This is a genomic window from Kitasatospora sp. NPDC057738 (assembly GCF_042798815.1).
GTDB classification, from domain to species: Bacteria; Actinomycetota; Actinomycetes; order Streptomycetales; family Streptomycetaceae; genus Kitasatospora; species Kitasatospora lactacystinica.
Genome location: NZ_JBHVJT010000004.1, coordinates 26,233 through 52,795 on the forward strand (window position 1 = coordinate 26,233; position 26,563 = coordinate 52,795).

21 protein-coding genes are annotated in these 26,563 nt (G+C 74.5%); 16 read left to right on the forward strand and 5 right to left on the reverse strand.

Annotated elements, in window-relative coordinates; genetic code table 11:
* Positions 1–270 precede the first annotated feature (270 nt).
* The gene (locus ACFVGO_RS03145) at positions 271–801 is read left to right on the forward strand and encodes a DUF5959 family protein (protein WP_359900837.1); all 531 of its coding nucleotides are present in this window, start codon (positions 271–273) and stop codon (positions 799–801) included.
* Between the two features lie 7 nt (positions 802–808).
* Here ACFVGO_RS03145 and ACFVGO_RS03150 read toward each other — a convergent pair whose 3' ends face one another.
* Both ACFVGO_RS03150 and ACFVGO_RS03155 read right to left on the reverse strand, forming a co-directional pair.
* Positions 809–2,326: an MFS transporter gene (locus ACFVGO_RS03150; protein ID WP_380630729.1), complete on the reverse strand. Its 1,518-nt coding sequence runs from the start codon at positions 2,324–2,326 to the stop codon at positions 809–811.
* Positions 2,326–2,814, reverse strand: coding sequence for a MarR family winged helix-turn-helix transcriptional regulator (locus tag ACFVGO_RS03155; protein ID WP_380630730.1), 489 nt, complete (start codon positions 2,812–2,814; stop codon positions 2,326–2,328). Before ACFVGO_RS03155 ends, ACFVGO_RS03150 begins: the two co-directional genes overlap by 1 nt.
* An 83-nt stretch (positions 2,815–2,897) precedes the next feature.
* Here ACFVGO_RS03155 and ACFVGO_RS03160 point away from each other — a divergent pair, with 83 nt between their 5' ends.
* Positions 2,898–3,566, forward strand: coding sequence for a response regulator (locus tag ACFVGO_RS03160; protein ID WP_380630732.1), 669 nt, complete (start codon positions 2,898–2,900; stop codon positions 3,564–3,566).
* Positions 3,567–3,662: 96 nt separating this feature from the next.
* Here ACFVGO_RS03160 and ACFVGO_RS03165 read toward each other — a convergent pair whose 3' ends face one another.
* The 3 genes from ACFVGO_RS03165 to ACFVGO_RS03175 form a co-directional block, all read right to left on the reverse strand.
* Positions 3,663–4,976 (reverse strand): sensor histidine kinase, encoded by a 1,314-nt coding sequence (locus ACFVGO_RS03165; RefSeq protein ID WP_380630733.1) that lies wholly within the window; start codon positions 4,974–4,976, stop codon positions 3,663–3,665.
* 162 nt (positions 4,977–5,138) lie between these two features.
* Positions 5,139–6,530, reverse strand: coding sequence for an FtsX-like permease family protein (locus ACFVGO_RS03170; protein ID WP_380630735.1), 1,392 nt, complete (start codon positions 6,528–6,530; stop codon positions 5,139–5,141).
* 5 nt (positions 6,531–6,535) lie between these two features.
* Positions 6,536–7,300, reverse strand: coding sequence for an ABC transporter ATP-binding protein (locus ACFVGO_RS03175; protein WP_380630793.1), 765 nt, complete (start codon positions 7,298–7,300; stop codon positions 6,536–6,538).
* Between the two features lie 174 nt (positions 7,301–7,474).
* Here ACFVGO_RS03175 and ACFVGO_RS03180 point away from each other — a divergent pair, with 174 nt between their 5' ends.
* The 14 genes from ACFVGO_RS03180 to ACFVGO_RS03245 all read left to right on the forward strand — a co-directional run bounded on the left by ACFVGO_RS03180 (position 7,475) and on the right by ACFVGO_RS03245 (position 26,563).
* On the forward strand, positions 7,475–7,672 hold the full coding sequence (locus ACFVGO_RS03180) for a hypothetical protein (RefSeq protein WP_380630736.1): 198 nt from the start codon (positions 7,475–7,477) through the stop codon (positions 7,670–7,672).
* Positions 7,669–8,397: a hypothetical protein gene (locus ACFVGO_RS03185; protein ID WP_380352223.1), complete on the forward strand. Its 729-nt coding sequence runs from the start codon at positions 7,669–7,671 to the stop codon at positions 8,395–8,397. Before ACFVGO_RS03180 ends, ACFVGO_RS03185 begins: the two co-directional genes overlap by 4 nt.
* 61 nt (positions 8,398–8,458) lie before the next feature.
* A complete protein-coding gene (locus ACFVGO_RS03190) occupies positions 8,459–9,364 on the forward strand; it encodes a ketopantoate reductase family protein (RefSeq protein WP_380630737.1) in 906 nt (301 codons plus the stop codon).
* Positions 9,365–9,541: 177 nt separating this feature from the next.
* Positions 9,542–9,937, forward strand: a complete 396-nt coding sequence (locus ACFVGO_RS03195) for a hypothetical protein (protein ID WP_380630738.1) — start codon at positions 9,542–9,544, stop codon at positions 9,935–9,937.
* 497 nt (positions 9,938–10,434) lie between these two features.
* The gene (locus ACFVGO_RS03200; protein ID WP_380630739.1) at positions 10,435–12,168 is read left to right on the forward strand and encodes a peptidoglycan-binding protein; all 1,734 of its coding nucleotides are present in this window, start codon (positions 10,435–10,437) and stop codon (positions 12,166–12,168) included.
* A gap of 19 nt (positions 12,169–12,187) precedes the next feature.
* A complete protein-coding gene (locus tag ACFVGO_RS03205; protein WP_380630740.1) occupies positions 12,188–12,655 on the forward strand; it encodes a hypothetical protein in 468 nt (155 codons plus the stop codon).
* A 187-nt stretch (positions 12,656–12,842) separates the two neighbouring features.
* Positions 12,843–14,690, forward strand: a complete 1,848-nt coding sequence (locus tag ACFVGO_RS03210; protein WP_380630741.1) for a phage tail sheath family protein — start codon at positions 12,843–12,845, stop codon at positions 14,688–14,690.
* Between the two features lie 7 nt (positions 14,691–14,697).
* Positions 14,698–15,222, forward strand: a complete 525-nt coding sequence (locus ACFVGO_RS03215; RefSeq protein ID WP_380630743.1) for a phage tail protein — start codon at positions 14,698–14,700, stop codon at positions 15,220–15,222.
* A gap of 11 nt (positions 15,223–15,233) precedes the next feature.
* Positions 15,234–15,965 carry a hypothetical protein gene (locus tag ACFVGO_RS03220; RefSeq protein ID WP_380352214.1) on the forward strand — a complete coding sequence of 244 codons (732 nt, stop codon included), beginning with the start codon at positions 15,234–15,236 and terminating at the stop codon, positions 15,963–15,965.
* Entirely contained in the window at positions 15,958–16,656 is a 699-nt protein-coding gene (locus tag ACFVGO_RS03225; protein WP_380352212.1) for a hypothetical protein, read from the forward strand. The genes ACFVGO_RS03220 and ACFVGO_RS03225 overlap by 8 nt, the downstream gene beginning before the upstream one ends.
* A gap of 37 nt (positions 16,657–16,693) precedes the next feature.
* Positions 16,694–17,962, forward strand: a complete 1,269-nt coding sequence (locus ACFVGO_RS03230) for a DUF4255 domain-containing protein (protein WP_380630744.1) — start codon at positions 16,694–16,696, stop codon at positions 17,960–17,962.
* A gap of 20 nt (positions 17,963–17,982) precedes the next feature.
* Positions 17,983–19,962 (forward strand): ATP-binding protein, encoded by a 1,980-nt coding sequence (locus ACFVGO_RS03235; RefSeq protein WP_380630746.1) that lies wholly within the window; start codon positions 17,983–17,985, stop codon positions 19,960–19,962.
* On the forward strand, positions 19,953–20,333 hold the full coding sequence (locus ACFVGO_RS03240; RefSeq protein WP_359900789.1) for a hypothetical protein: 381 nt from the start codon (positions 19,953–19,955) through the stop codon (positions 20,331–20,333). The genes ACFVGO_RS03235 and ACFVGO_RS03240 overlap by 10 nt, the downstream gene beginning before the upstream one ends.
* Positions 20,330–26,563, forward strand: a complete 6,234-nt coding sequence (locus ACFVGO_RS03245; protein WP_380630747.1) for a DUF4157 domain-containing protein — start codon at positions 20,330–20,332, stop codon at positions 26,561–26,563. Before ACFVGO_RS03240 ends, ACFVGO_RS03245 begins: the two co-directional genes overlap by 4 nt.

Consider the following 26,563-nt stretch of genomic DNA (forward strand, 5'->3'; position numbering starts at 1 on the left):
CGGCCCGAGCAGCGGTCCGCACCCGCCGCACCACCGGACGCACCCGCCACCCCGCCACGCGGACGGCCCGCCCGACCTTCCCGGTCCGGCGGGCCGTCCGCGTCCGGGAGGCCGTCCGCGTGCCGACGACGCTTGCCGGGGCGCGCCCCCTGGCACAGGGCGTTTCCCGCCCGTCGGCGACGACCGGAACATCCCGATTCCGGGCTGGCACCGGGGCGAACACCTGCGCAAGGATGTCAGCCCCTGATCCGCTGCCAACAGGAGCACGCCGTGAGCGAAGTCGCTTCGCAGCAGAACGAGTTGATAAGACTGACCGACCGCCCCGGAACCGACGACGCCCCCGGCCGCGACGGGCGGACCGGCGGCCGGAACGTCCGGGTACGGGTGCTCGGACGGCACGCACCGGGCTCCCTGCTCGGACACGACTGGCTGGACTGCGAGATCACCGTCACCGCCGACTCGGTGCGCGGGCAGTTCGTCACGCTGGTGACCGACCGCCATCTCACCCAGTGGGAGACGGCTTTGGAGCGGCTCGGGCGCGGCGCCGCGGTCCGCTGGCTGGACGAGGAGCACGGCCCGGAACTGCGGATCGAGCCCGCGCGGCCGGGCGGGCTCTGGGTGACCGTCTCGGACGCGGAGGAATCGGGCGTCACGCTCCGGGTCGTCCTCTCCCCCGCACCGGACTGGCTGGACGAGCAGCGCGCGCTGCTCAAGCTCGTCCGGGAGGCCTATCCGGCCGAGGTGGTCGAGCTCGCCCCGGGACTCCACGCCTGGCGCGGAACCCCGGTGGAGGAGAGCTGATCATCCGTCATCCCCGAGTCCGTACTGGCCGTCCCAGCCGGCCGAGCGAACGGTCGGGCACGGTGAGGAGGAAGAGCAGGGCCGCGCCGCCGAGCATGAACAGCGCGAGGCGGTGCAGGCCGCCCGTGGTGGCACCGTGCGGGAAGAAGGCGGCGTTCGCGGCCGAGGCCGCCATCGCGCCGAGGTACATGAAGGTGCGCAGCAGCCCGGCCGCCGAGGCGATGGCGGCCGGGTCCGCCTGGTGGTAGAGGGCGGTCTGGGTGCCGAGCCCGATCAGCCCCTGCGAGACGCCCGCCAGCACACCGACCGCGATCAGCAGAGCACCCGGGCTGCTCGCGTGCACCGACAGCAGGGCGGCACAGGCCGCGATCTGGCAGGCGGAGCCGACCAGCAGCTTGCCGCGCACACCCGGACTGCGGCCGGTGACCCCGGCGGCCGTGAGCGCGGTCAGCGACAGCGGCAGCAGCAGCAGTCCGGCGGAGGCCGCCGACAGGCCGCGCCCCTCCTCCAGCCACTGGGTGTAGCCGTAGAGGAAGGCGTAGACGGAGGTGTAGCCGAGGACCTGGCGCAGGTAGGTGGCGATCAGCGGGCGGTTGCCCGCGAGCGACCGCAGGTCGATGAAGGGGATGCGGGCCCGCCGCTCGCGGACGGCGAAGGCGACGGCCGCCAGGACGGCGAGCACCGGCAGGTACCAGCGCGCCGGGTCGGGCCGCATCAGGAACAGCATCAGGGCGAGCAGCAGGACCGCGAACAGCGCGATCCCGGCATGGTCGAGGCGCTCCGGACGGTCGAGGCGGTCGCCGCGGCCGGCCCCGTCTCTGCCATCGGTCCCGTCTCTGCCATCGGTCCCGTCTCTGCCGTCGGTCCCGTCCATGCCGTCCGGACGGCCGGAGCGGCGGTCGGTGACGGGCAGCCGGGCCGCGCCGAGCGCCAGACAGGCCAGTGACAGCGGGACGTTGACGGCGAAGACCGTCCGCCAGCCGCCCGCGCCGATCAGCAGACCTCCCAGAGTGGGGCCGACCACCGCGACGGTCTGGTTGGCGACGGCCAGCAGCGTCAGCACCCCGGTGGGGCTGGACTGCCCGGTCCGCTCGGCCTCGGTACGGGTCAGGTGCATCGCGGCCGGGTAGGCCGCGGAGGTGCCCAGGCCGAGCAGCACCCGGGCGGCGATCAGCAGTCCGAGCGTCGGGGCGAGCGCGCCGAGCAGTCCGGCGAGGCCGACCAGGGCCGTCCCGGCGAGGTAGAGCCGGCGCGGCCCGTGGGTGTCCACGAGCCTCCCGATCACCGGCTGGCCGACGGCGGTGGCCAGGTAGAGCGCGGTGACCAGCCAGGCCGTCTCGGCGGGCGGCGCGCCGAAGGCGGCGCCCACGGGCACCAGGGCCACCGCGATCATCGACGAGTTGATCGGGTTGAGCACCGATCCGAGCACCATCGGTGCGATCAGCCGGCGATTGAACCCGCCCGCCGGAGCGGGCAGCCGGCGGCGGGCCCGGAGCCGGGCCAGCAGGGCGGACGGACCGGCCATCACCGGTTCAGCCGGTCCATCAGGGCCAGTGCCTCCAGTACGGTGGCGCGCTCGGCCTCGGTGTAGTGCTCCGCCATGGCCCGGGTCAGCCACTCCTGACGGGCCTGGCGGCTGTCCGCGACGTGGGCCAGGCCCGCCTCGGTGAGGCTGACCACCTGGCGGCGACCGTCCTCGGGGTCGGGGCGGCGACCGACCAGTCCGTGCTGTTCGAGCACGGCGAGAGTGGCGGCCATCGACTGGGGACGGACCCGCTCGGCGGCGGCCAGCGCGCTCGCGGAGGCCGGACCGTCGTTGATCAGCCGACTGAGCACGGCGGTCTGGGAGGGGGTCAGGTCGCTGGTCCCGCTCGCCTCCCGCAGGGTGCGGCGCAGCCGGCTGAAGACGGCCCGCAGCTCGCGGGCGGCCAGTGCCGCGGTGTCGGGCGCCACGGCCTCGGCGGGGGCTTTACGGGCCGCGGCGGCCTGGGGGCCGGTTCGCTTCTCGGTCATGGTTCCACGGTAATTTCATCAGTCTGGACTGTCCAGTCTGGACTGAAGGATTTCCCGGGAACGGAGAGCCGGATAATGACGGCATGATCGACAATCAGCTCCGCGTCGTCCTCGCCGAGGATTCGGTGATCCTCCGGGACGGCATGGTCGAACTCCTCACCGCCCGTGGGTGCGCGGTGGTCGCCACCGCCGGTACGGCGCCCGAGCTGGTGGCCGCCGTCACCGAGCACCGGCCCGACGTGGCCGTGGTGGACATCCGGATGCCGCCCACCCACACCGACGAGGGCATCCGGGCCGCGGTGGAGATCCGGACCGCCCTGCCCGAGGTCGGCGTCCTGGTCTTCTCCCAGCACGTCGAGACCGTCTGGGCGGCCCGGCTGCTCGCGGCCGGCGCAGCGGGCATCGGCTACCTGCTCAAGGAGCGGGTGGCCCGGACCTCCGAGTTCGTGGACGCCCTGCACCGGGTCGCCGCGGGCGGCACGGCCCTCGACCCGGAGATCGTCAACGGCCTGATGCACGGCGGGCGGCGCAGCCGGGTGGACGCGCTCACCCCGCGTGAGCGGGAGGTGCTGGAGCTGATGGCGCAGGGGCACTCCAACCGCTCGATCGCCACGGTGCTGACGGTCTCGGAGCGGGCGGTGGAGAAGCACGTGGCCGCCGTGTTCGGCAAGTTCGACCTGCCCGCGACCGACGCCGACAACCGGCGGGTCAAGGCCGTGCTCGCCTACCTCGCGGAGAGCGGCGCCTCCTGACTCGACGGACCCGGAACGGCGACGCCGCAAGGCCGGCGACCCCGAGGCCAGCAGCCCCGGAGGGCGACGGCCCCGAAGGCAATGCCCGTGTCCCCGTCAGAGCCGGCCGGGCAACTCGGCACCGACCACCGTCGGCCCACCGGGCGGGCTGTCCACCCGCAGCGTCCCGTCCACCGCCGCGAGCCGTTCGGCCAGGCCGGCCAGGCCGGTGCCCGCGCCGATCGCGGCGCCGCCGCGCCCGTCGTCGCGGACGGTCAGCCGGACCCTCCCGTCGGCCGCGGTCACGGTCAGCTCCGCCGACCGCGCGTCGCTGTGCTTGGCCACGTTGGTCAACAGCTCGGCCGCGCAGAAGTAGACGGCCCGCTCGATCACCTCCTCCGGACGCTCCCGCAGGTCCAGCCGGACGTCGACCGGCACCGGAGAGGTTGCGGTCAGCCCCGGCAGGGCCTGGGCCAACCCGCCGTCCAGTGCCACCGGGTGGATGCCCCGGGTCAGCCGGCGCAGGCTGGCGATGGTGTCGTCGGTCTGCCCACGGGCCCGATCGACCAGGGTGCGCAGCCGCCCGAGGTCGGGCCCGCCCGAACCGGCCGGTCCGCCCGCGGAGGGAACACCCCCGGTGGGAACACCCTCGGTGGGAGCACCCCCGGCCGGTCCGCCCGCGGAGGGGACGCCCGCCGCCAGGACGTCGTCGGCGAGTGACAGGGTGATGGCGAGCGCGACCAGCTGCGCCTGGGTGCCGTCGTGCAGGTCGCGTTCCAGGCGCCGCAGCCGGTCGGTGTTCTCGGCCAGCAGGGTGGCCCGGGCGTTCTCCAGCTGACGCACCCGCTGCTGCGAGCGCACCGGCCCGAGCAGGGCGCGGGCGAGCGTGCGGTCCGCTCCGCCGAGGGCGCGCACCGCGGCGGGGACGACGGCCAGCACCGCGAGGCCGATCGGGACCGCTCCCAGGTCCAGCAGGCCGATCGACCGCGGGCCCGGCTCCATCATCCGCACCCAGAGCGGAAAGCCCACCAGCCAGACGCTGCCGAGCGGCAGCACGACCACGGCGAGGAACCCGAGCACGCCCAGCGGCAACCGCAACACGAGGTAGAGCAGCGTCCGCCAGGCCACCGGGTCGGTCAGCACCGCCCGGCCCCGGGCGAACACCCCGGACGGGCGCGGCAACAGCGGCGGCGCGGGCACCTCCTCCCGGAGCAGCCTCCCGACCAGCCACCGGTGCAGCCCGCCGAGCCGCCTCGCCCCGAGCAGCGCGGCGACCACGAACGGCAGGCCCAGCACGGTGAGCGAGAGCAGCGCCCCGGCGTAGAGGACCGCGACGGAGTACACCCCGCCGAGCACCCCGAGCGGCAACCCGAGCACCGCGAAGGCCAGTTCGCCGCCGCTCACCGACCGGTACCGCCACCGCTCAGCCACCGTCCACCTCACCGTTCACCCTCCGACCGGCCTCCAGCATCCACCAGGCACCTCCGGAGCCACCGCACCCACCTGCCCCTCAAACCGGACGGCCCTTCGAACCACCACGGCACCGACCCAGCGGCCCGCCCACCGTCGACGCCCGCCTCGGCCTCCCTCGTCTCACCGCCGTTCCCCGCCCGTCGACGCCACCGCCGAGCCGCCGACCGCCCACAGCCCCGTGCCCACGATCCCCGGTACCGTGAGCACCGCCGCGCCCAGCACCACCCGGGCGCAGGCCGCGCCCGGCACCACCGGGACCACCGAGCCCGTCACCGCCAGGCTGAACGCCCCCGAGGCCGCGGCCGCCACCGCCGCACCGAGCAGCACCCCGATCGCCGTGGTCAGGACCGCCTCCACGGAGAGCATCCGCAACAGCTGGCGCCGCGTCGCCCCGACCAGGCGCAGCAGCGCGAACTCCCGGCGCCGCTCGGCGGTCAGCGCCACCAGGGTGTTGACCGTGGAGACCGCCGCGAAGCAGACCAGCAGTCCGAGCTCCATCTCGCGCAGCCAGATGTCGCTCTCCTTGGTGACGCTGGTCGCGGCTCCCGTCGCCCGGGCCACGTGCTCCGCGGTGCTGGTCAGGGTCAGCATGGTGCCACAGAGCCCGACCAGCAGCGCGACCGGCACCACGGCCGAGGAGAGCCGGGCCGCGTAGCCGCGGAGGTTGGCGTCCGCCAGCCAGCCGGCCCTGGGCACGAGCGCCCGCGCCGGGGCGCCGAGCACGGCCGCCAGGCCCTTCGCCGCCACCGGCCCCAGCAGTCCGACCGCGATCAGCAGCACCAGCGAGCCGAGCAGCGCGGCCTGCCCCGCCTTGTCCAGCTCTCCGGCCGGCCGGCTCGCGGCCAGTCGCAGCAGCAACCCGCCGCCGGCGAGCACCGCCACCCCGGCGAGCACCCGCAGCGCGCCCGTCCGCCGCGGCCCGCCCGCGCCCTCGGTCAGCGCGACGGCCGGGGCGGGCCGGGTGATCCGGCGGGCCGCGACCGCGGTGGCCGCCAGGCCGACCAGCAGGGCCACCCCGAACCCGACCAGCGCCGGCACCGGCGCCCCGGGTATGCGGAGCCCGGGTGCCGCCATGCCGCGCCGCTGGAGCGCGGCGAGGAAGGCCCGGGCCGCGAGGAAGCCCGCCAGGCCGCCCGGCACGGCCACCAGCAGGGCCGTCGCCACCACCTGCGCGCGCACCACCCGGCGGACCTGACGGGGCGTCGCCGCGACGGTGCGCAGCAGCGCCAGGTCCCGGTGCTGCTGGCGCAGCGTGAAGCCGAGCGCGTTGACCACGACGAACAGCGCGACCAGGACGGCGACCTCGCCGAACGCGCCGGCGATCAGCACCAGGCCCGGCCCGGACACCGTCGTCCGCGACACCGCGGCCGGTGCCGTGACCTGCGCGGCGACCAGCGACCCGAACAGCGTCACCGCCGCCACCGCCAGGAACAGCGCCGTTCCCAGCCCGGCGAAGGAGGCCGGGCGGCGGCGGATCTGCCCCGCCGAGAGGCTCAGCACGGGACTGCTCACGGCGCTCACCCGCCCAACCGGCTCAGCCGCTCGCCGACCTGCGCGGCCGTCGGCCTGATCAGCTCGTCCACCAGCAGGCCGTCGGCGAGCAGCAGCACCCGGTCCGCGTACCCGGCGGCGACCGGGTCGTGGGTGACCATCACACAGGTCTGTCCGTCGACGTCGACGCCGGCGCGCAGCAGGCCGAGGACCTCCTGCCCGGTGGCGCGGTCCAGTGCGCCGGTCGGCTCGTCGGCGAACAGCACCTCCGGCCGGGAGACCAGGGCCCGGGCTATCGCCACCCGCTGCTGCTGACCGCCCGACAGCTGCCCGGACCGGTGCCGCTCGCGCCCGGCCAGCCCGACCCGGGCCAGCGCCTCCCGCACCGCGCCCCGCTCCGGCGGCCGCCCGGCCAGCCGCCCGGGCAGCTCGACGTTCTGCGCGACCGTCATCGCGGGCATCAGGTTGAAGGCCTGGAACACGAACCCCACCCGGGTGCGGCGCAGCTCCGCGAGCCGCCGTTCGGGCAGCCCGGACACCTCGGTGTCGCCCCACCGCACGGTGCCCCTGGTCGGGCGGTCCATCCCGGCCAGGCAGTGCAGCAGGGTGGTCTTGCCGGATCCCGAGGGCCCCATCACCGCCGTGAACGTCCCCGGCGCGAAGCCCACCGACACCCCGCGCAGCGCCCGCACGGCCGCCGCGCCGCGCCCGTACTCCCGGTGCAGCCCGACCGCGCTCAGGGCCGCGCCCGTCATCCCGTCGTTCGCCGCCGTGGTGGCGGCTGTCGTCATCCCGTTCATGCCCTCCATCGTGGGCGTCCGGGGCCGGGAGATCGATTGTGCTGGCACCCGAATCCGGGGTTCGGAAAACCGAACCCCGCAGGTGGTGCTACGCCCCCTCGGGCCTCTTCCGCCCGTCCCCACCCCGCCTCCCCTCGAATCCGCCCGACGGGGAATCATGATCCGGTGACCATCGACCTGCTGCCCGGCCACGGCCTCCGGCTGCCCGCCCCGGGCCGCGAGCCGCACCGAGAGGAGCCGTTCTCCTCCGGCTCCCGCCACCGCTCCGCCCCCGCAGAGCACGACGCACCGACCAAGCACTGCGCACCGACCGAGCACGACGCACCGACCGAGCACGACGCACCCACCGAGGCCGCCGCATGATCCCCCTCCCGACCGGCACCGCCACCGGTCCGCACGACGCCGCCTACCTGCCCCGCCGCCGGCTGTCCCCGCGCCCGGCCGAGCGACCGATCACCGCACCGGTCCCCAAGCTCGGCGGCGAGCCGTACTGGCTGGCCGAGCCCACCTGGCCGCTCGACCCCACCACCGGCGAACCGCTGGTGTTCATCGGGCAGTTCCCCGTCCCGGGCGAGCCCGGCCGGCTGGCGTACCTCTTCCTGGAGGAGGAGGGCGAGATCATGGGCGGCCTCGACCCGGAGCGGGGCGACGGCCTGCTGCTCGTCCAGCCGGGCGGGCGCATCCCGCCGTTCGCCGTGATCGGCCCGCCCGGTACCCGGGGCCGTACGCTCTGGCGCTGCGAGGCCGACGGCGAGCGGACCCCCGTCGAGTACCACCTGGACGTGGTGCCGCTGTCGGACCACGTCGACCGGGCGATGGACCAGCGGGCCGCCTTCCAGCGGTACCGGCGCGACGAAGGCCCCGAGGTCCCCTTCCCGGACGGCGACCACGTGTACGACCACCTCGGCGGAGACCCGTCCTACGCGAACGGCCGGGCCCGGGTCCCGGCGCCCTGGCAGTACCTCTTCGCCCTCGCGGACGCCCCGGACGAGGGCGATCCGTACTTCCTCAACTTCGGTTACGGCAACGGCTTCGGCTTCCTCAGCCCGGACGGCCTGGAGGGCCGGTTCTTCTGGGAGGCGTCGTAGCCGGGCCCGCCCCTCCGCCTCCCCCTCCTTCACCCACCCACCCCCACCCACGGGAGTCACCATGACCACCACCCCTCTGACCGTCGCCGTCCTCGGGCCGGGCGGCGTCGGCGGACTGATCGGCGGGCTGCTCGCCCGCGACGGCCACCGGGTCGTCTGCCTGGCCGGCGAGGAGACCGCGGCCGCCGTCCGGCGGGACGGACTGCACGTCCGCAGCGGCCGGTTCGGCGATTTCACCGCCCGGGTGGAGGCCGCGACCGAGCTGTGCGAGCCGGTCGACGCGGCCTTCGTGACGGTCAAGGAGACGGCGCTGGCCGCCGCCCTCGACCGGATGCCCCCGGAGGTGCTCGGCACCGGGATCGTGGTGCCGCTGCTGAACGGCCTGGACCACATGGCGCTGCTGCGCGAACGCTACCCGGCCGGGCGCGTGGTGGCCGGCACGATCCGGGTCGAGGCCACCCGGACGGCGCCCGGGAAGATCGAGCACACCAGTCCGTTCGCCGCCGTCGAGCTCGGCGCGACCGCCGAACCGGCCTCCCCCGTGGCCGGGTTCGCCGAACGGCTGCGCCACACCGGGCTGGACGTGACGCTGCGCGAGGACGAGACGGCGATGCTGTGGGGCAAGCTCTCCTTCCTCGCCCCGTTCGCCCTGCTCACCACCCGCCACGCGAGCGGGATCGGCGCCGTGCGCGCCGAGCACCGGGCCGAACTCCTCGCGGTGCTGGACGAGATCACCGCCGTCACCCGGGCGGTCGGCGCGCCGGCGGACGCGCAGGCGCTGCTCACCTCCTTCGACCGCCTCCCCGCGGCGATGAAGTCCTCGATGCAGCGCGACGTGGAGGCCGGCCGGGCGACCGAGCTGGACGCCATCGGCGGCGCCGTGCTGCGGGCGGCCGACGCCCACGCCGTGGCCGCCCCGACCATCGCCCGCCTGGTGCGCGAGCTGTCCGGGTCCGCCGACCGGTAGGACCGGGAGAGGTGTTCACCCCACGCACGGCGCCCATGGGGTGAACGCCCGCTCGCCTTCCCTCACATGACGGAACCTCACCTTCCACGGTGGGCAAAGACTTTCCCAACGGTTCACCCGGTCTTCCGGAACCTCCGCACGGCGGAACGGCGTTGATACGGCGGGAGGGATAGAGACATGACAAGGAAGCCGTACCGATTGGCCGCCACCACGCTCGCGCTGCTCCTCGCGGCCCCACTGTTCACCGCGTGCGACGCCGACAAGGCCCTGGACTGCGGAAAGCGGGCGATCAGCCTCACCGGCGACGTCCAGGACCTCGCCGATTCGGCGATCAACGTGGGGCAGATCACCGACGAGAGCCGCCGCAACCACACCGCCGAGGCCTTGCGGAAGGTCGCCGACGACGCCAAGAAGATCCGCCAGGACGGCGGGGACAAGATCGACCCCGCGGCCGACCGGCTGGCCAAGGCCGTCAACGACGCGATCGACCGGGTCTCCAAGGGCAAACAGCCCGACTTCAAGCCGATCACCGACGCCGCCGGCGACATCGGGAAGGCGTGCGCCGACTCCTGACACGCCGGCGCGCTTCCCGGTTCCCGCACGCCCGCCGCCCGCCCCATCGCGCTCCCGGCCCGGCACACAGCCCGGCCGGGGGCGCGATGGGCTTGCAGGCCGTCGCGGACCCTGCCGCATCGTTCACGAGCGCCGGCCACCCGCACCGCTGCCACGGCATGCGCAGGGCTCACCCGTTGACGGAACGGGGCAGCCAGGACCGCCCCGCACCCGCTCCCACCCCGGCCGGCCCGACCACGCGCCCCTGACCACCGGACAGGCCCCTCTGAACACCCTCGCTTCGGCGTGTCGTCCGGCAAATGTGCCAGTGGCACAGGTCTGCCGAACGGACCACTCGCAGGAGGCCCGCAGAATCAACAGAACACCTTCAAATCAAGAGAGTTGACGCTCAGTCAGTTGTCATGTGGAGTGAACATGACGCTCTGGCCGGCGTCGGCGCCCCGGGGGATGGGGCCGGTCGGCCGTGGCTGCCATCGGCGCAAAGGGGGAGCATCCTGATGGCATACGCGAAGGGTTATGACGTCTCCGACTTCCAGTCGGGCATCCCGGGGGACGCGGAATTCGTCTTCATCAAGGCCACCGAAGGCGGCCACACCGGCCAGTCGGGGTACACCGACAAGCTCGCGGACGCCCGGGGGCGCGGGCTGGTGGTCGGGCACTACCACTTCCTGCACGCGGAGAACCCGGTCGACGGTGAGGTGGAGCACTTCTGCCGGGTCGTGGGGCAAGTGCCCGCGGGCGAGCTGCTGGTGCTGGACTTCGAGCCGTACGGACAGTCGGTCGGCGACGGCGACGCGACCGAGGCGAAGAACCGGTGGCTGGCGGCGGTCAAGCAGCGTTACCCGGACCGCCTGGTCGGGCTCTACACCAACCGGGACTACTGGTTCCGGACGGACGACAATGCCGGTGACTTCCTGTGGATAGCGGACTACGTGCCCGCGGGCTCGCCGCGGATCCAGGCGTCCTGGCGCTTCCACCAGTACAGCGACGACCCGCTCGACGCGGACGTGTTCAACGGCTCGCTGGACGAGTTGCGGGCGTGGGCCGGCGCCGGCCGGACCCCGGACCCCGAGCCTCCCGCGCCGACCCCGACCCCGGGGCCGCAGCAGCCCGACTGGCCGGGGCTCCAGCTGGTGCCCCGGGACCAGTGGGGCGCGCAGCCCTGGCGCGAGCCCAACGGTTCGATCCCGTACGCCGGTCCGCGCGCCGGAGTGAAGGTGCACTATCTCGGCACGGCGTACACCTTCGACAGCCACGACACCTGCCCGGCCTACGTACGGCGCCTCCAGGCCTCGCACATGGACGACGACGGCTGGTCGGACATCGGCTACAGCTTCGTGGTCTGCGAGCACGGCCACGTGTTCGAGGGCCGCGGGCTGAACCGGCGCAACAGCGCCAACGGCGACGTCCCGCTCAACGAGGCGCACTACGCGGTGTGCGGGCTGGTCGGCGCCTCCGGCTCGACCGTGCCCACCCCGGACCAGCTCAACGGGCTGCGGGACGCGATCGAGTACTGCGAGCAGCAGGGCCCGGCGGGCCCGGAGATCAAGGGGCACCAGGACGGCTACTCGACCGACTGCCCCGGCCCGGCGCTGTACGCCTGGGTGACGTCGGGTGCGCCGCGCCCCTCCGGCACGGTGGTCACCCCGCCCCAACAGCCCGCGCCCCAGCCGGACCCGACCCCGGCCCGGTACCGGAACAGCGTCGGCGGCCTGCCGTACGGCTACGGCGCTCACGGTCCGCAGGTCACCCTCGTCGGCGAGGCGCTGGTGGCGGCGGACTTCGGCTCGCACTACACCCAGGGCCCCGGCCCGGACTGGACCGACGCCGACACCCTCAACTACGCCGACTTCCAGCGCAGCCTGGGCTACTCCGGCGGGGACGCGGACGGCGTGCCCGGCGAGGCCTCGCTGCGCCGGCTGCTCGGCGGGGCCGTCCCGCTCGCCGAGGTGTCGAAGTCGAGGGTGGTCGCGGCGGCCCGTCAGGACCCGGACGCGGCCCAGGGCACCACCACGTACCCGGACGAGGTGTACACGGTGGAGCGGGCGCTCGTCGCCGAGGGGCTGCTCGACCGGCAGTGGGCCGACGGCTCGTTCGGCACGAAGACCATCGACGCCTACGCCGAGTTGCAGCGCCGGTACGGGTACAGCGGGCAGCAGGCGGACGGCATACCCGGCATCAACTCGCTTACCCGGCTCGGCCAGGCGCACGGCTTCACCGTCGTCGGCTGACACCGGCCGAGGAGGACAGATGTACCAACTCGCCCTGTCCCTGTGGCGCACGTGCGTGCCCTACATCGTCGCGTTCCTCGTGGTGCAGGCGGCGCGGCTCGGCATCCACCTGGACAACGCCTCCGTCACCTCCGCCCTGGTCACCGGCTTCGGTACGGTCTACTACGCCGCGTTCCGGTTCCTGGAGCACCGGTTCGGCGCGAGCTGGGGCTGGTTCCTGGGGGCCGCCCGGCCGCCGTCCTACCAGCCGCCGGTCCCCGCGCCCGCACCCGCGCCCGCACCCACGCCCGCGCCCGCGCCCGCCGCACCTACGCCTGCGCCGCCCGCACCCGCACCCACGCCCGCACCCGTACCGGCGCCCGCACCAGCGCCGGAGCCCACACCCACGCCCGCACCAGCACCCACGCCCGCGCCCGCGCCCGCAGCGACGCCGCCGGACCCCACGCCGGCCCGACCCGACTACCGGAACCTGCCCGAAGGCGGCTGACGGGCACCCGCACAAGGGTTGCGGACCACCATATTCCGCAACCCCGAAATCAGGCCCAGTAATACAATTAGCCTTTCACGTTCAGGTCTTGACGAATTGTCACCTGAATCTGAGACTGAGCCTGCCACCAATGCATCCGGATCCCATTCCACGGCCTCTTGATGCACGAAGTGAACGGAGGGGGAATTTGCCGACGACACCGACCTATCCGGGCGTCTACATCGAAGAGCTTCCCAGCGGCGTCCGTACCATCACCGCGGTGAGCACCTCGGTGACCGCCTTCGTCGGGGCCACCCGGCGCGGCCCGCTCGACCAGCCGGTCACCATCACCAGTTTCGCGGACTTCGAACGCCGTTTCGGCGGACTCGCGGATCAGAGCCCGGTCAGCTACGCCGTCCAGCAGTTCTTCCTCAACGGGGGCTCGGTCGGGGTCGTGGTCCGGGTCGCGGCGGCCGGCACCGGCGCCGCCGCGGGCGTCACGCTCAACTCGACGCAGTCCTCCACCGCCACCCCGGCCCTGGAGGTCACGGCCGTCGAGCCGGGACTCTGGGGCGGGGGGCTGCAGGTCGCCGTGGACTACCGGACGCCGACCCCGGCCGAGACCTTCAACCTCCAGGTCTTCGACACCTCCGGCGCCGTCCGGGAGTCCTTCGCGGACCTGTCGGTCCGGGCCGCCAGCCCCCGGTTCGCCGAGACGGTGGTGAACAGCGGCTCGACCGTCGTCTGGGTCAAGGTGCTCGCGGAGAGCCGGCCGGACCCGGTGGGCACCGTCTCCAAGCCCTTCGCGGCCACCCTGCCGGACCTCACCCACGAGATCCAGGTGAAGATCGCCGACGTCTCGCGGACCGTCAAGATCTACGACCCGGCCGCGGACGGCACCGCGCCGACCACCGTCCCCGAACTCGCCCTGCTGCTGGAGCGCAAGCTGCGGGCCCTGCCCGACGCCCCGGGCAAGCGGGCCTTCGCGGGCACCCGGGTGAGCGTGTTCGGGCGGCAGCTCCAGGTCGTCGCCGGCTCCACCGACCCGGCCGACGTGGTGCGCTTCCTCGGTGAGGCCGCCAACAACCTCGGGCTGGAGGGCTCGGTCAACCCGCCGGTCCTCGCCCTCGCCGGCGGCCAGGACGGAGCGGCCCCCGGCATGACCGACCTGATCGGCAGCGAGGCCGGCAAGACCGGCATCCAGGCCCTGCGCGACGTGCCGGACGTCAACCTGCTGGTGCTGCCGGAACTGGCCGGCTACGCCAGCGTGGACGACGCCGTCACGGTCGTCTCGGCCGCCCAGGCACTCTGCGCGGAGCAGCGGATGTTCCTGATCGTCGACTCGCCGCAGGCGTGGACGACTCTGGACGCCGCCCGGGCGGGCCTGTCCGCCTTCGACTCGGTGCGCAGCGACCACGCCGCGCTGTACTTCCCGCACCTGGAGCTGGTCGACCCGCTCACCGGCCGGCTGCGCAGCTTCCCGCCGTCGGGCACCATCGCCGGCGTGATGGCGCGCACCGACGGCCAGCGGGGCGTGTGGAAGGCGCCCGCGGGCACCGAGGCCGGACTGCCCGGGGTGCGCGCGCTGACCGTCCCGCTGACGGACCGGGAGAACGGCCTGCTGAACCCGCTCGCGGTGAACTGCCTGCGGACGTTCCCGGTGGTGGGCCCGGTGGCCTGGGGCGCGCGGACCATGGCGGGCGCCGACGCGCTCAGCTCGCAGTGGAAGTACGTCCCGGTGCGGCGCCTGGCGCTGATGCTGGAGGAGAGCCTCTACCGCGGCACCAAATGGGTCGTGTTCGAGCCCAACGACGAGCGGCTGTGGGCGCAGATCCGGCTGAACGTGGGCGCGTTCCTGCACTCGCTGTTCCAGCAGGGCGCGTTCCAGGGCACGTCGGCGCGCTCGGCCTATTTCGTCAAGTGCGACAAGGACACCACCACGCAGGACGACATCAATCGCGGTGTGGTGAACGTCGTGGTCGGATTCGCGCCCCTCAAGCCCGCGGAATTCGTGATCGTCAAGATCGAGCAGCTCGCCGGACAGTTCGAGGTTTAGGATCTCCATGGTCGAGTTCACCGTCAATCCGCACCGGTTCGATCCGTACAAGAATTTCAAGTTCCTGGTCGTCTGGGACGGTCGGGTCGTCGCCGGAATCAGCAAGATCAGCCCGCTCAAGCGCACCACCGAGGTGGTGAAGCACCGCAGCGGGGGCGATCCGAGCGCGCCGCGCAAGTCGCCGGGGCGCACCGACTTCGAGGCGGTCACCCTGGAGCGCGGGGTCACTCACGACCCGGAGTTCGACCGCTGGGCCAACAAGGTCTGGATGGTCGGCGCGGGCCGCGAGGCGGAGGTCTCGTTGCGGGACTTCCGCAAGGACCTGGTGATCCAGGTGCTCAACGAGGCCGGGCAGGTGGCGGTCGCCCACAAGCTGTACCGCGCCTGGCCGAGTGAGTACCAGGTGCTCGGCGAACTGGACGCCAACGCCAACGCGGTGGCGATCCAGAGCCTCAAGCTGGAAGTGGAGGGCTGGGAGCGGGACGAGGAGACGCCCGAACCGGAAGAGCCCTCGTTCCAGCAGCCGGCCTGAGCGGCCGACCGATGGAACTCGCAGGCGAGGCCGCCCTGTTGGCCGCCTGGGAGGCCGGGCTGGCGGCCGGCCGCACCGGGCGGGCCCTGCTGCTGCACGCCGTCGCCCGTCCGGGCGCCGGGGCGGAGGAGCTGCTGGCCGTTCCGCTCGGCCATCGGGACGCCGAACTGTACGGCCTGCGCGCCGAGTTGTTCGGCGAACGGCTCAATGTGCGGGTCAGCTGCCCGAGTTGCGCGGAGGAGATGGAGTTCGCCTTCGACTCCGGGGAGGTGGTCGGTGCCGCGCGGCCGGCGGACGGCCCGCTGCGGGTGGAGCTGGACGGCTGGCAGGTCGGCTTCCGGCTGCCCACCCCCGGCGATCTGGCCGCCGCCGAACAGGCCCCCGCGGACCGGGCCAGGGCCGTGGTGCTGGAGCGGTGCGTGCTGATCGCCGAGCACGGCGGGGAGCCGGTCGCCGCCCGGCAGCTCCCCGAACCGGTCCAGCGGCGCGTGGCCGAGGCCGCCGCCGCAGCCGACCCCTGCGCCGACGTCCGGCTGCACCTCGGCTGCCCCGAGTGCGGCGAGCAGGCCCTCGCCGAGCTGGACATCGCCTCCTACCTCTGGGAGGAGCTGGACGACTGGGCCCGGGCGACCCTGCTCCATGTCCACCTCCTGGCCACCGCCTACGGCTGGAGCGAGGCGGAGATCCTGGCGCTCAGCCCACTGCGGCGCCGCTACTACCTGGAGCTGTGTGCAGATGCCTGACCACTTCGACCGCCTGGTGGCGAAGGGCGGCCCGGGCGGGGACCGGACCGGGGTACGGGTGCGCCCGCGCCTGCCGGGGCCGTTCGAACGGCTCGACGCGCTCGCTCCGGCGCCGCCGGTCGTGGACGAGGAGTCGTTCGGGCCGCGCCGCTCGGGCGGACGACCCGTTCCCGTGCCACTCCCCCGGCCGCCGGCGGCACCGCCCGCGGCGCCGGTCGAAAGGGCGCTGCGGGCGGTGGTCGGTGAGGACAGGCCGGCTGTCGCACCCGTCCTTCCGCTGCCGCGCACGCCGCTGCTGATCGCGCCGCCGGTCACCCCCGGTGCCGCACCGGCCGTCGAGCCGGCGGCCCGCCGTACGGACGCCCGCCCGGCAGCCGTACCGACGCCCGTCACCGCACGGCACCTGGCGGCCGCCCCCGAGCCGCCGACCGCGGCACCGCCCGCACCGGCCCGGCCGGCCGCCGCACCGGCGTCCGTACGGCGGGCCGCCGGGGCAGCTGCTCCGGGCCAGGCGCACGGGACCGGGGCCCGACGCCGGCAGCGGCCGGTCGAGCGGGTGGTACAGGTCCGGATCGGGCGGGTCGAGGTCACGGCCGCCCGGAGCACCCCGGCCGGACCGCCCAAGCCGGCGGCCGCCCGCCCGGGCCCGGCCCTCGACCTGGACAAGTACCTCGACCGGGAGACCTCATGAGCGGGCGGGTGCGGCACATGACCGAGGGGACGGGCCCGTGAGCAACCACCTCGCGATCGCCACCGTGAGCGAGGCGCTGCGGCAGCTCATCACCCGAGCGCTCTCGCCCGACATCCCGTTCGCGGTCGAGGTCGGCGCCCGCAAGCCGCCGACCGAACCGCCCACCGACCCGACCATCACCGTCTTCCTCTACCAGGTCACGGCCAACGCCTCGCTGCGCAACCGCGACGCGCCCACCCGCGCGACGGACGGCACGGTGCTGGCCCGGCCGGCCGCCGCCCTGGACCTGCACTACCTGATCAGCTGCTACGGCGAGGAGTCCCAGCTGGTCGGCCAGCGGCTGCTCGGCTGCGTGGTCCGGGCACTGACCGAACAGCCGGTGCTGTCCCGGCAGTTGATCGAGGAGGCAGCCGCCCAGCCGTTCCTGGTGGGGACGGACCTGGCCGCCTCGCCGCAGCGGGTGCGCTTCACGCCCACGACGATGGACGTCGAGGAGCTGTCCAAGCTGTGGAGCACGCTGCTCCAGACGCCGTACGCGCTGTCCGTGACCTACCAGGCCGCCGCCGTCCTCGTGGAGGGCAGGGTCGATCCGGTGGCCGGCAAGCCGGTGCTGCGCCGTACCGTGCGGGCCGTGCCGTCCCGCGGGCCGGTCGTGGAGCGAGTGCTGTCCCGGCCCGCCGGGTCCCCCGGTGCTCCCGGGGAAGGGCCGGTGACCAAGGACCGGGAACTGGTGCTGGAGGGCACCGGCCTGCGCGCCGACCTGGTCGTGGCCCGGCTGGGCGAGCGGCGGGTGCCGGTCGACCCGGGCGGCGTCCGGGACGACCGGCTGGTGGTCGCCGTCCCGGAGGACCTGCCGCCGGGCGTGTACCAGGTGCAGGTGCTGCACGGACTGGCGCTGGACGGCAGGCCCGCCGCCGACCACCTCGCGCTGGAGTCCAACGCGCAGACCTTCGCCCGGCAGCCGCGGATCGACGGGCCGATCGGCACGGCGGACCGCGCCGACGGACCCTCCGGGGTCTCGGCCCGGCTGGACGTCCGGCTGGACCTGCCGCTCCGGGACGACCAGCAGGTCCTGCTGCTGCTGGACGAGTTGCACCCGCCCGCCGGGCGGCGCGGGGCGAGCCACCAGTTCCGCGCGCCCGCACCGCCGCAACCGCGCACCGACCCGTACGAGGTCCGGGTGCCGGTCGTCGGCGTGCGCCCGACCGCGTACCTGGCCCGGGTCCAGGTGGACGGCGTGCCCAGCGAATTGACGGTGTCGAGCGACGGATCGTTCAACGGTCCCGTCGTGGACCTGACGCACTGACCGCAGGACGGGGGACCCGGATGAGCACGCGTCGAAGGCAGGGCCGCGACGGCCCGGCGGACGAGCCGCACCGGCAGGCGCTGTCGGCCGCGGTCGCCGCCGTGCTCGACCGCGTCGACGCGCACGCGGCCGGCCGCGACGCGGGTGACCCCGCGTCGTCCGACCAGCCCACCGGCCGCCGGGGCGGACGGCGCCAGCCCACCACCGCCCTGGACGCGCTCAGCGCCTCCTTCGGGCTCACCCCCTTCGAGCGCGACGTCCTCGTGCTGGCCGCCGCTCCCGTGATCGACCCCACCGCCGCCGCCCGGTGCGCCGCGGCCGGCGGCGACCCCGGGCGCGCCCACCCGACCTTCTCGCTCGCCCTCGCCGCCCTGGACCAGCCGCACTGGAGCGCCCTCACCCCGGTCGGCCCGCTGCGCCGCTTCCGGCTGGTCGAGCTGGACGACGAGACCGCGCTCACCACCTCCCGGCTGCGGATCGACGAGCGGGTGCTGCACTTCCTGGTCGGCGTGCCGTACCTGGATGTGCGGCTGCACGGCCTGCTCACCCGGGTCGGGCCGCCCGGCGAGCTGCCCGAGCCCCACGAGCGGTGCGCGGCCGAGCTGGCCCTGGGGTGGACCGCGGCCGGGCTGACCGGCCCGCCGCACACCGAACTGACCGGCGCCGACCGCCGCACCCGCTGGGAGATCGCGGCGGCGGCGGCCCACCGCGCCGGGCTCGGCCTCTACGCCGCGCACCGCGAGGACCTGCCCACCGAGCCCGCCGAGCGCGAGCAGCTCGCCCGGCTGTGGCAGCGGGAGGCGATCCTGATCCCGGCCGCGCTCCTGGTGGAGGGCGGCGAGCCGGGCCGGCAGCACCCGCGGTCCCCGAACGGCACGGAGGCCTTCCTCGCGAGCCTGGCGGTGCCGCTGGTCGTCTCCGGCGACGAGCTCCCGGCGGAGGGGGCCCCGGACCGGGCCAGGCTGGCCGTACCCGCGCTCGGCCCCGAGGAGCAGCTGGCGATCTGGGCCGCGGAACTGGACGGTGCGCCGGGGGTCACCGAGGGCGGAATCCGCGCGCTGGCCGCGCAGTTCTCGCTGCCCGGCCATGTGATCCGCGCGGCCGCGGCGACGGCGCGGCGGGCGGCCGAGGACGGCCGGGACATCGGCCCGCTGGCCTGGCACGCCGGTCTGACGGAGGCCCGGATGTCCCTGGAGGAGCTGGGCCGGCGGGTCGAGCCGCGGGCCGGCTGGGAGGACCTGGTGCTGGAGGAGCGCCAGCGCTCGATCCTGCGCGAGATCGTCGCCCACGTCCGCCGACGCGGCACGGTCTACCAGGAGTGGGGCTTCGAGTCGGTGCTGCGCCGCGGCCTCGGCGTCACCGCGCTGTTCGCCGGCGGGTCGGGCACCGGGAAGACGCTGGCGGCCGAGGTCGTCGCCGGGCAGCTCGGCGTGGACCTGTTCGTCATCGACCTCTCGCAGGTCGTCAGCAAGTACATCGGCGAGACCGAGAAGAACCTCCGACGGGTCTTCGACGCGGCCGAACGCGGCGGCGCACTGCTGCTGTTCGACGAGGCCGACGCGCTGTTCGGCAAGCGCAGCGAGATCAAGGACAGCCACGACCGCTACGCCAACCTGGAGGTCAGCTACCTGCTGATGCGGATGGAGGCCTACCGGGGCCTGGCCGTGCTCACCACCAACATGAAGAAGGCGCTGGACCCGGCGTTCATGCGGCGGATCAGGTTCGTGGTCGACTTCCCGTTCCCCGGGGTGCCGGAGCGCACCGAGATCTGGCGCCGGGTCATCCCCGAGGAGACCCCCAGCCAGGGCCTCGACCCGGAGCGGCTCGCCCAGCTCACCGTGGCCGGCGGCTCCATCCGCAACATCGCGTTGTCCGCCGCCTTCCTGGCCGCCGACGAGGACTGCCCGATGCAGATGCGGCACCTGCTGGCCGCCGCTCGCACCGAGTACCTGAAGCTGGAGCGCTCGCTGACGCCCTCGGAGGTCGGCGGATGGATCTGACCGAGGGGGCTGCGACGGGGAGGGACGGCGCCGGGCGGAACGGGGCCGAGCCCGGTGGCGCCGAACGGGCCGAGCCCGGGCACGGGGGCGCCGGGCGGATCGAGGTCGAGATCGGCGAGCTGGTCCTCGACGGCTTCGCGCACGTCGACCACGACCGGCTGACGGCGGCGTTCCGGAGCGAACTGACCCGCCTGGTCGAGGCGCGCGGCGTGCCGCTCGCGGTCGGCGGCGACCGCACGCTGGACCTGCTCTCCGGGCTGCCGCCGCTCCCGGCCGGCGCCTCACCGCAGCGGCTCGGCGAGGCGCTCGCCCGCGCCGTGCACGCCGGGCTGTCCGGCGGTGGCCGGCCGCCGGGACGGGGGCGGACATGACTCGACCCGCCCTCGCGACCAAGGACTCCGCACCGGACACCGAGCGGGGCGCGGCCCGGCGCAGGACCCGGGCGCCGAAGGCCCGTACGCCCGAGCCCAAGGAGATCGTCTCCGGCGCCGGCCAGCCGCTCGACCCGGGCGTGCGCCGGGAGCTGGAGGCGCGGCTCGGGCACGACCTCAGCCGGGTCCGGGTGCACACCGACCGGGACTCCGCCGCGCTGACCGAGCTGATCGGCGCGGACGCCGTCGCCGTCGGCCCGGACCTCTTCTTCGGCGAGGGCAAGTACCGGCCCGCCGCCGAGGACGGCCGGCGGCTGCTCACCCACGAGCTGCTGCACACCGTCCAGGTCCCGAACCCGCTCGGCGCGCTGCGGGCCGGCCGCGACCTGGGCGCGGTCAGCCTGCCGCAGGACGCGATCGAGCGGGAGGCGGAGCACGGCGCGCGCGACGACCGGCCGACGGCGGCGACGCCGGGTGCCACGCCGGGGTGGCTGCGCTACGCGACCGTCGACGCCGACCGGTTCCGCGCCGAGCGGCTCGACCCGGCCACCCTGGTCGACCGGCTGGCGGCCGGCATCCTGCGCTCACTGCGCGGCGACCCGACCGACTCCGCCGGCCGGGCCCGCTGGCAACTCGCGCGCTTCGCCCCCGAGTTGCAGGCCTCCGTGCTGGAGCGCCTGGAGATCCGGCTGCCCTCCTCGGACTACACCCGGGTACTGGAGCTGGTCGAGGCCGCCGAGCACCGCCCGGCCGACCCGGACGGCGCGCAGACGCCCGAACCGGTCACCGATGCCGCCGACCGGACCACCGACGACCGCGAGCGGACCGACCGGAAGGACCGCGGCGAGCAGGACCGGCAGCGGCAACTCGACGAGGAGGCACGGCAGCCGGACGGCCCGAAGGGGCGGCGCGGGCGCCGCAAGGGTCACGGTGACGCGGAACGCCCGGAGGAGCGGGGCGAGCAGCAGGACGAACGGCGGGACGAACAGCAGGCGCCACCCCCGGAGGCCGAGGCCGCGCAGCCGCGGGCCGATCAGGCCCAGCCTCCTGGGCAGGCGCAGCCGTCGACCGCTGAGGCGGCCCCGGACGCGGGCCCGGAGCAGTCGCCCGCGCCGGCCGAGGAGGCCGCCGCCCAGCCCGTGGCCGCCGTCGCACCGGACTCTCCCGAAGCCGGGCAGCCGGACCCCGCCGCCCAGCCCTCGGCCGGTACGAAGCCGCAGGACCCCGCCGCCCGTCCGCTGCCGCAGCCCGCGCCGGTCAAGCCCGAGCGCCTGGACGCGGTCGCCCGGGCCGAGGACGGTCCACTGGCTCGGCACGGGCTGCTGGCGGGAGACCACGAGAAGGCCGAAACCCCGGACGAGGAACGGCCGTTGGGCATGGAACCCGACGCGGAGTCCGAGGTCCAGGACGGACCGGGCAAGGAGCAGGACCGGCAGCCGGCGTCAGCCGACGCCGGGCCGGAGATCTCGCCCGAGGACTTCCTGCCCTCATCCGACCTCGACATGTCGGCCGTCCCGACAGCCGATCGGATCAGCCTGTCACCGGACGGCACTCCGGCCGGGAACGCCGAGGCCCCGGAGTTCCCGGAACCGCCCGCGACCAAGGCCGACCAGGTGCAGGCCGAGCGGGACGCCCGGCCGGAGGAGGACGCGGAGCCTGCGGCGGCACCGCCGGAGCAGGCGCAGCCCGGGGCGGCACCGCCGGCCGCCCCCGAACCGGCCCCCGCCCCCGAGGCCGAGGACCGCAGCGCCCGCGACCTCCAGCCGGAACAGCCGGTCGAGCAGGAGATCGGCCCCGAAGCCACCGCGAACCCGGCCGCCCCGGCGCCGGCCGCCGCCGAGCCCGCCCCGGTGGAACCGCAGCGGCCCGACACCCCCGCCGAGGAGGCGCGCGAGGCCGGACCGGCCCCCGAACCGGCCGGCTCGCCCGAGCCGGGCGGCGCGGAGCGCACGGCCGCGCCCACCGCGGCAGGGCCGGTCGGCGGGGAGGGCCCGGGCGGTGACGGCGCCGGTCCGGACACCGGCGGGCCCGAAGCGGCACCCGGCGCGGACTCTCCCGGGACCGCCGCCGAGACCGCCCCCGGTCCGGCGGCCGAGCAGGCCGAGGCGCCCGCCGGACTCGCCGGCCGGCCCGCCCCGGACGCCTCCCTGGAGTCCGGCGGCGGCGCCTGCGCGGGCCCGCAGCAGCCCACCACCGAGGCGGAACCGGACGGTGCCGGAGCCGGTGGCTGCGCAGCGGGGGGCGGCGCGGCGGGCGCCCCGGCCCAGCAGGAGCAGAAGCCCGTCCCGCCCGACGTCTCCGGCCAGGACCCGCAGAGCGCGCTCGCCACCGCCGCGAGCCTGCCGCCCGATCGGATGGCCACCACCCTGGACGGCGTGGACGGTTCGGTGGACCGTACGGTCGGCGAGCAGCGGGCCCGGCTGCAGGCCGCCCCGCCGACCGTCCGGCGCCCGTCCGGAGCCCCGCAGACCCGGTCCGGCACGCCCGAGGCCGCGCCGCCCGCCGAGGCGGTGACGGAGCGGCTGGAGCGGGTCGGCCCGCCGGGCGCGGACGGCGAGCAGCAGCGGGCCGAGGAGAAGAAGGTCGAGGGCCGCAACCCCGGCGACCGGGTCGCCCCGCCGCACGTCGCCGACGACCCGGGCAACCAGGTCTCGCCGCAGGAGGTCCAGCAGGCCCAGGTCGCGGTCGACGGCGTGCCCTCGTCCGACCCGGCGCTGAACACCACCGTCGGCCCGGCGCCCAAGGTCGAGCTGACCGGGGAGAGCGACCCGGCGCGCACCGACCGGCAGGCCACGAAGCTCAAGGAGAGCTCGACCAGGATCCTCGGCGTCGGCCGGGAGGACGCCGCCAAGCCGATGGGCGAGGACCGGATCTACCCGGACGTGCCGAAGGAGACCCTCACCGCCTCCGTCCCCGGGGGCGGCCGCGGGCGCGGGGGCGCCGGTGCGCGCGGCGCGACCGACACCAAGCCGGGCATCGGCATCGTCACCCAGCAGGAACGCGGCCCGCAGATCCAGGCCGCGGTCGGCCAGGGGCAGGGTCGACTGGGCTCCGCCCAGGCCGAGCGGAAGCAGGGCGAGGCCGAGGCGCGGCGGCAGAACCAGGCCGAGACCGACCAGGCGGTGGCCGACAACGCCGAGGCCCAGGCCGGCGAGCGGGGCGAGGCCGCGGAGAGGGTCCGGGCCGAGCGCGAGCAGTGGCGCACCGAGCAGGACCGGAAGGTCTCCACCGCGGACCAGGACTCCGCCGCGGAGCACCAGGACAGGACCGAACAGATCGGCGGGAAGCGCACCGAGGCCGACAAGGACGTCCAGGACCGTCAGCAGCAGGACAACCAGAAGATCCAGGACAAGCGGAAGGAGGCCGAGGAGAAGGCCCAGAAGGAGAAGGACCGCAAGAAGGAGGAGTCCGAGGGCTGGTGGGGCTGGGTCAAGTCCAAGGTCAAGGCGGCCTTCGACGCGCTGGTCGAGGCGGTCACCAAGGTCTTCGACTTCTTCCGCGGCCTGATCAACGACATCATCGACGGCTTCCGGAAGTTCGCGAACTGGGCGATCGACCAGGCGCGGAAGTTCGCCGTCGACCTGATCGACAAGCTCGCGGACGCGCTGATCAGGATCTGCGACGTGCTGCTGGCGGCCTTCCCCGAACTGCGGGACAGGTTCCGCAAGAAGATCGAGGAGTGGCGCGACAAGGCCGTCGCCAAGGTCAACGAGTGGGCGGACAAGCTCAAGAACGCCGTCAACAAGCTGCTCGACCTGCTGGCGGCCGGGCTGAACGCGCTGATCAACGCGTTGGAGGCGGGACTCAAGGCCGCGATCGAGGCGGTCCGCAAGACCGTCATGGACGCCATCGACTTCGTGCAGAAGGCGATCGCGGTCTTCGGCGAGTTCGCGGTCCTGATCGGCGACATCGCCTCCGACCCGGGCGGCTGGCTGAAGAAACTCGGCAGCGCCGCGATCGACGGCATCCAGCACTACCTGTGGGGTGCGATCAAGAGCGCGGTCAAGCAGTGGTTCAACGAGAAGGTCGAGTCGGTGGTCGGCCTGACCTCCACCATCGTCAACGTGCTGGTCAAGGGCTGCATCTCGATGGCCCAGATCGGGCGGATGGCCTGGCAGGCGATCGTCGCCTCGCTGCCCGGGATGATCGTCTCGATCGTGATCGAGAAGCTGGTGTCGCTGATCGTGCCGGCGGCGGGCGCGATCATGGCGATCATCCAGGGGCTGGTGGCGGCGTGGAACACCATCAGCAAGATCGTCGCCGCGATCGGGAAGTTCGTCACCTTCCTCAAGGCGGTCAAGTCCGGTTCGGCCGCGTGCCTGTTCGCCGACGCGGTCGCGGCGGGCGTGGTCGCGCTGCTGGACTTCATCTCCAACTTCCTGCTCAGCAAGCTCAAGGGGGCCGGCAAGGCGGTCGGGACCAAGCTCAAGGGGATCGCGCAGAAGATCCTCAAGGGCCTGGCGAGGGCCGGCCGGGGCGGCCGCAAGACGGCCGGCCGGGCCGTCAACAAGGCCCGGGCGGGCCTGCGCCGGGCCACCCGGTCCCTGCGCGAGCGGCCCTCCCCCGGCCGCACCCGCCCCGCGCGAACGGGCCCCGCCCGGCAGACCGTCCGCCACGCGGAGCACCACCCGTCGACCACCTCCGGACGCCCCCGCCGCGAGGTCGCCCGCCCGAGGCCCGCCTCCCGCCGCCACCCCGTCTCCCCCGTCGGCCGTGCCCTCAACGCCTCCCGCCAGACCGTCAAGGCCGCCCTCAACCGGGTGCGGACGGCCGCCCGCACCCTCGGCCGCAAGCTCCTCAACAGCAAGTTGGGCCGCGCCCTCACCAACGGCGCGCACAGGCTCCGCGACGCCTACCGCAAGCAGCGCGACCGCCTGGGTGCCTGGCAGCGGAAGCGCCAGCAGCAACGCGCCCAGCGCCGCGCCCACGAGAACTCGCCGCAGGCGAAGCAGAACCGCCTCGACCTGATCGCCGCCCGCATCCGGCCACGGATCCAGCGCCTGCTCCACCGAGGCGTCCGGGGCCCGGTGCTGCGGGCGCTGCTCGCCGCGATGCGCACGTGGTACCGGCTGTCGAGCCTGGGCATCGAGGGCGACAGGAACTTCGCCGTCACGGCCACCCTCAATCCGCAGGTGAAGCTCACCGACGCGCTCACCCTGGACGAACGGGACCTGCTGGCGATGCTCGACGAGCTGTCCGCCGAGATCCTGGACCACTCCCGGACCGTCAGCGGTGCGAATCGGATCCACCGGAAGGACGACGATTCCGCGGCGGACCAACGGCGGTTCGGAGTCCCGCAGGGAGTCGGCTTCGCCTCCATGGCCCGGTTCATGAACCATCAGGGCCCGAGCATGGCGGGCTTCGAGTACACGAACGAGAGCGCACACGACGTGTTCGAGTTCGAGGACGGGCCCGACCGGACCCCGGCCGCCGTCACGCACACCGTGCTGCGCGAGACCAACAAGATGCGGAACGCCCAGCAGAAGCGGATCGCGGCCGGTGCCGACAAGGAGGAGCAGGAGAGCCTCCGGGCGGTCGAGAGCGCCCAGCGCCTCCAGCGGGCCGTGATCAAGCGGCAGCACGAGAACGGCCAGGCCGAGGAGCATCTGCGCTACCGGGGCCGCAAGAACCGTGCCGGCACGTTCAAGGAGGGCATCGCCGAACGGATCCTCAACGACCCCGACCACAACCGCGAGGTGGTCGAGGGGGTCCGGACGATGGCCGCCGGCGGCCGGGTCGACGGCCAGGTGGGGCGCGACGCCGCCTTCCTCGGCAGCCTGATCATGGGCAAGGAGGTCCACCGGAACGAGCGGTCGATCATCCACTCGGGGATGCTGCTGCAGATGGCCGCCGAGGGCAGCCGGGTCTCCGGGGTCGCCCCGACCGCCGACCCGAAGACCAGCCTCCCCGGCCTGCGGGTCCACCGAGGCGAGGCGATGCCCGTCGCCGAGGCACTGAAGTACCTCCCGATGGAGGGGGGAGGTGCCATGGAGCAGGCCAGGACGCTCGACCGGCAGCGCGCGAAGGAGCGTGAATCGGGTGCGGACACGAGCGAGAAGGCCTTCAACGGAAAGAACGTCCAGGGGCTGGCCAACCGTGAAATCCTGGTGATCCAGATGTGGATCAAGTCCCTTGACATCAAGACCGAGAAAGGAAGCGAGATCACCACTCTCGAACAACTCAAGGGCCGGATCCGCGAAAAGCTTTTCCACCTGTACGGACTGAAGTAG

Coding starts and splice junctions, on each gene's coding strand:
- ACFVGO_RS03235 (WP_380630746.1), top strand. CDS start 17,983: ATGAGCACGCGTCGAAGGCAGGGCCGCGACGGCCCGGCGGACGAGCCG.
- ACFVGO_RS03225 (WP_380352212.1), top strand. CDS start 15,958: ATGCCTGACCACTTCGACCGCCTGGTGGCGAAGGGCGGCCCGGGCGGG.
- ACFVGO_RS03150 (WP_380630729.1), bottom strand. CDS start 2,326: ATGGCCGGTCCGTCCGCCCTGCTGGCCCGGCTCCGGGCCCGCCGCCGG.
- ACFVGO_RS03245 (WP_380630747.1), top strand. CDS start 20,330: ATGACTCGACCCGCCCTCGCGACCAAGGACTCCGCACCGGACACCGAG.
- ACFVGO_RS03160 (WP_380630732.1), top strand. CDS start 2,898: ATGATCGACAATCAGCTCCGCGTCGTCCTCGCCGAGGATTCGGTGATC.
- ACFVGO_RS03215 (WP_380630743.1), top strand. CDS start 14,698: ATGGTCGAGTTCACCGTCAATCCGCACCGGTTCGATCCGTACAAGAAT.
- ACFVGO_RS03155 (WP_380630730.1), bottom strand. CDS start 2,814: ATGACCGAGAAGCGAACCGGCCCCCAGGCCGCCGCGGCCCGTAAAGCC.
- ACFVGO_RS03205 (WP_380630740.1), top strand. CDS start 12,188: ATGTACCAACTCGCCCTGTCCCTGTGGCGCACGTGCGTGCCCTACATC.
- ACFVGO_RS03200 (WP_380630739.1), top strand. CDS start 10,435: ATGGCATACGCGAAGGGTTATGACGTCTCCGACTTCCAGTCGGGCATC.
- ACFVGO_RS03190 (WP_380630737.1), top strand. CDS start 8,459: ATGACCACCACCCCTCTGACCGTCGCCGTCCTCGGGCCGGGCGGCGTC.
- ACFVGO_RS03175 (WP_380630793.1), bottom strand. CDS start 7,300: ATGACGACAGCCGCCACCACGGCGGCGAACGACGGGATGACGGGCGCG.
- ACFVGO_RS03195 (WP_380630738.1), top strand. CDS start 9,542: ATGACAAGGAAGCCGTACCGATTGGCCGCCACCACGCTCGCGCTGCTC.
- ACFVGO_RS03220 (WP_380352214.1), top strand. CDS start 15,234: ATGGAACTCGCAGGCGAGGCCGCCCTGTTGGCCGCCTGGGAGGCCGGG.
- ACFVGO_RS03240 (WP_359900789.1), top strand. CDS start 19,953: ATGGATCTGACCGAGGGGGCTGCGACGGGGAGGGACGGCGCCGGGCGG.
- ACFVGO_RS03185 (WP_380352223.1), top strand. CDS start 7,669: ATGATCCCCCTCCCGACCGGCACCGCCACCGGTCCGCACGACGCCGCC.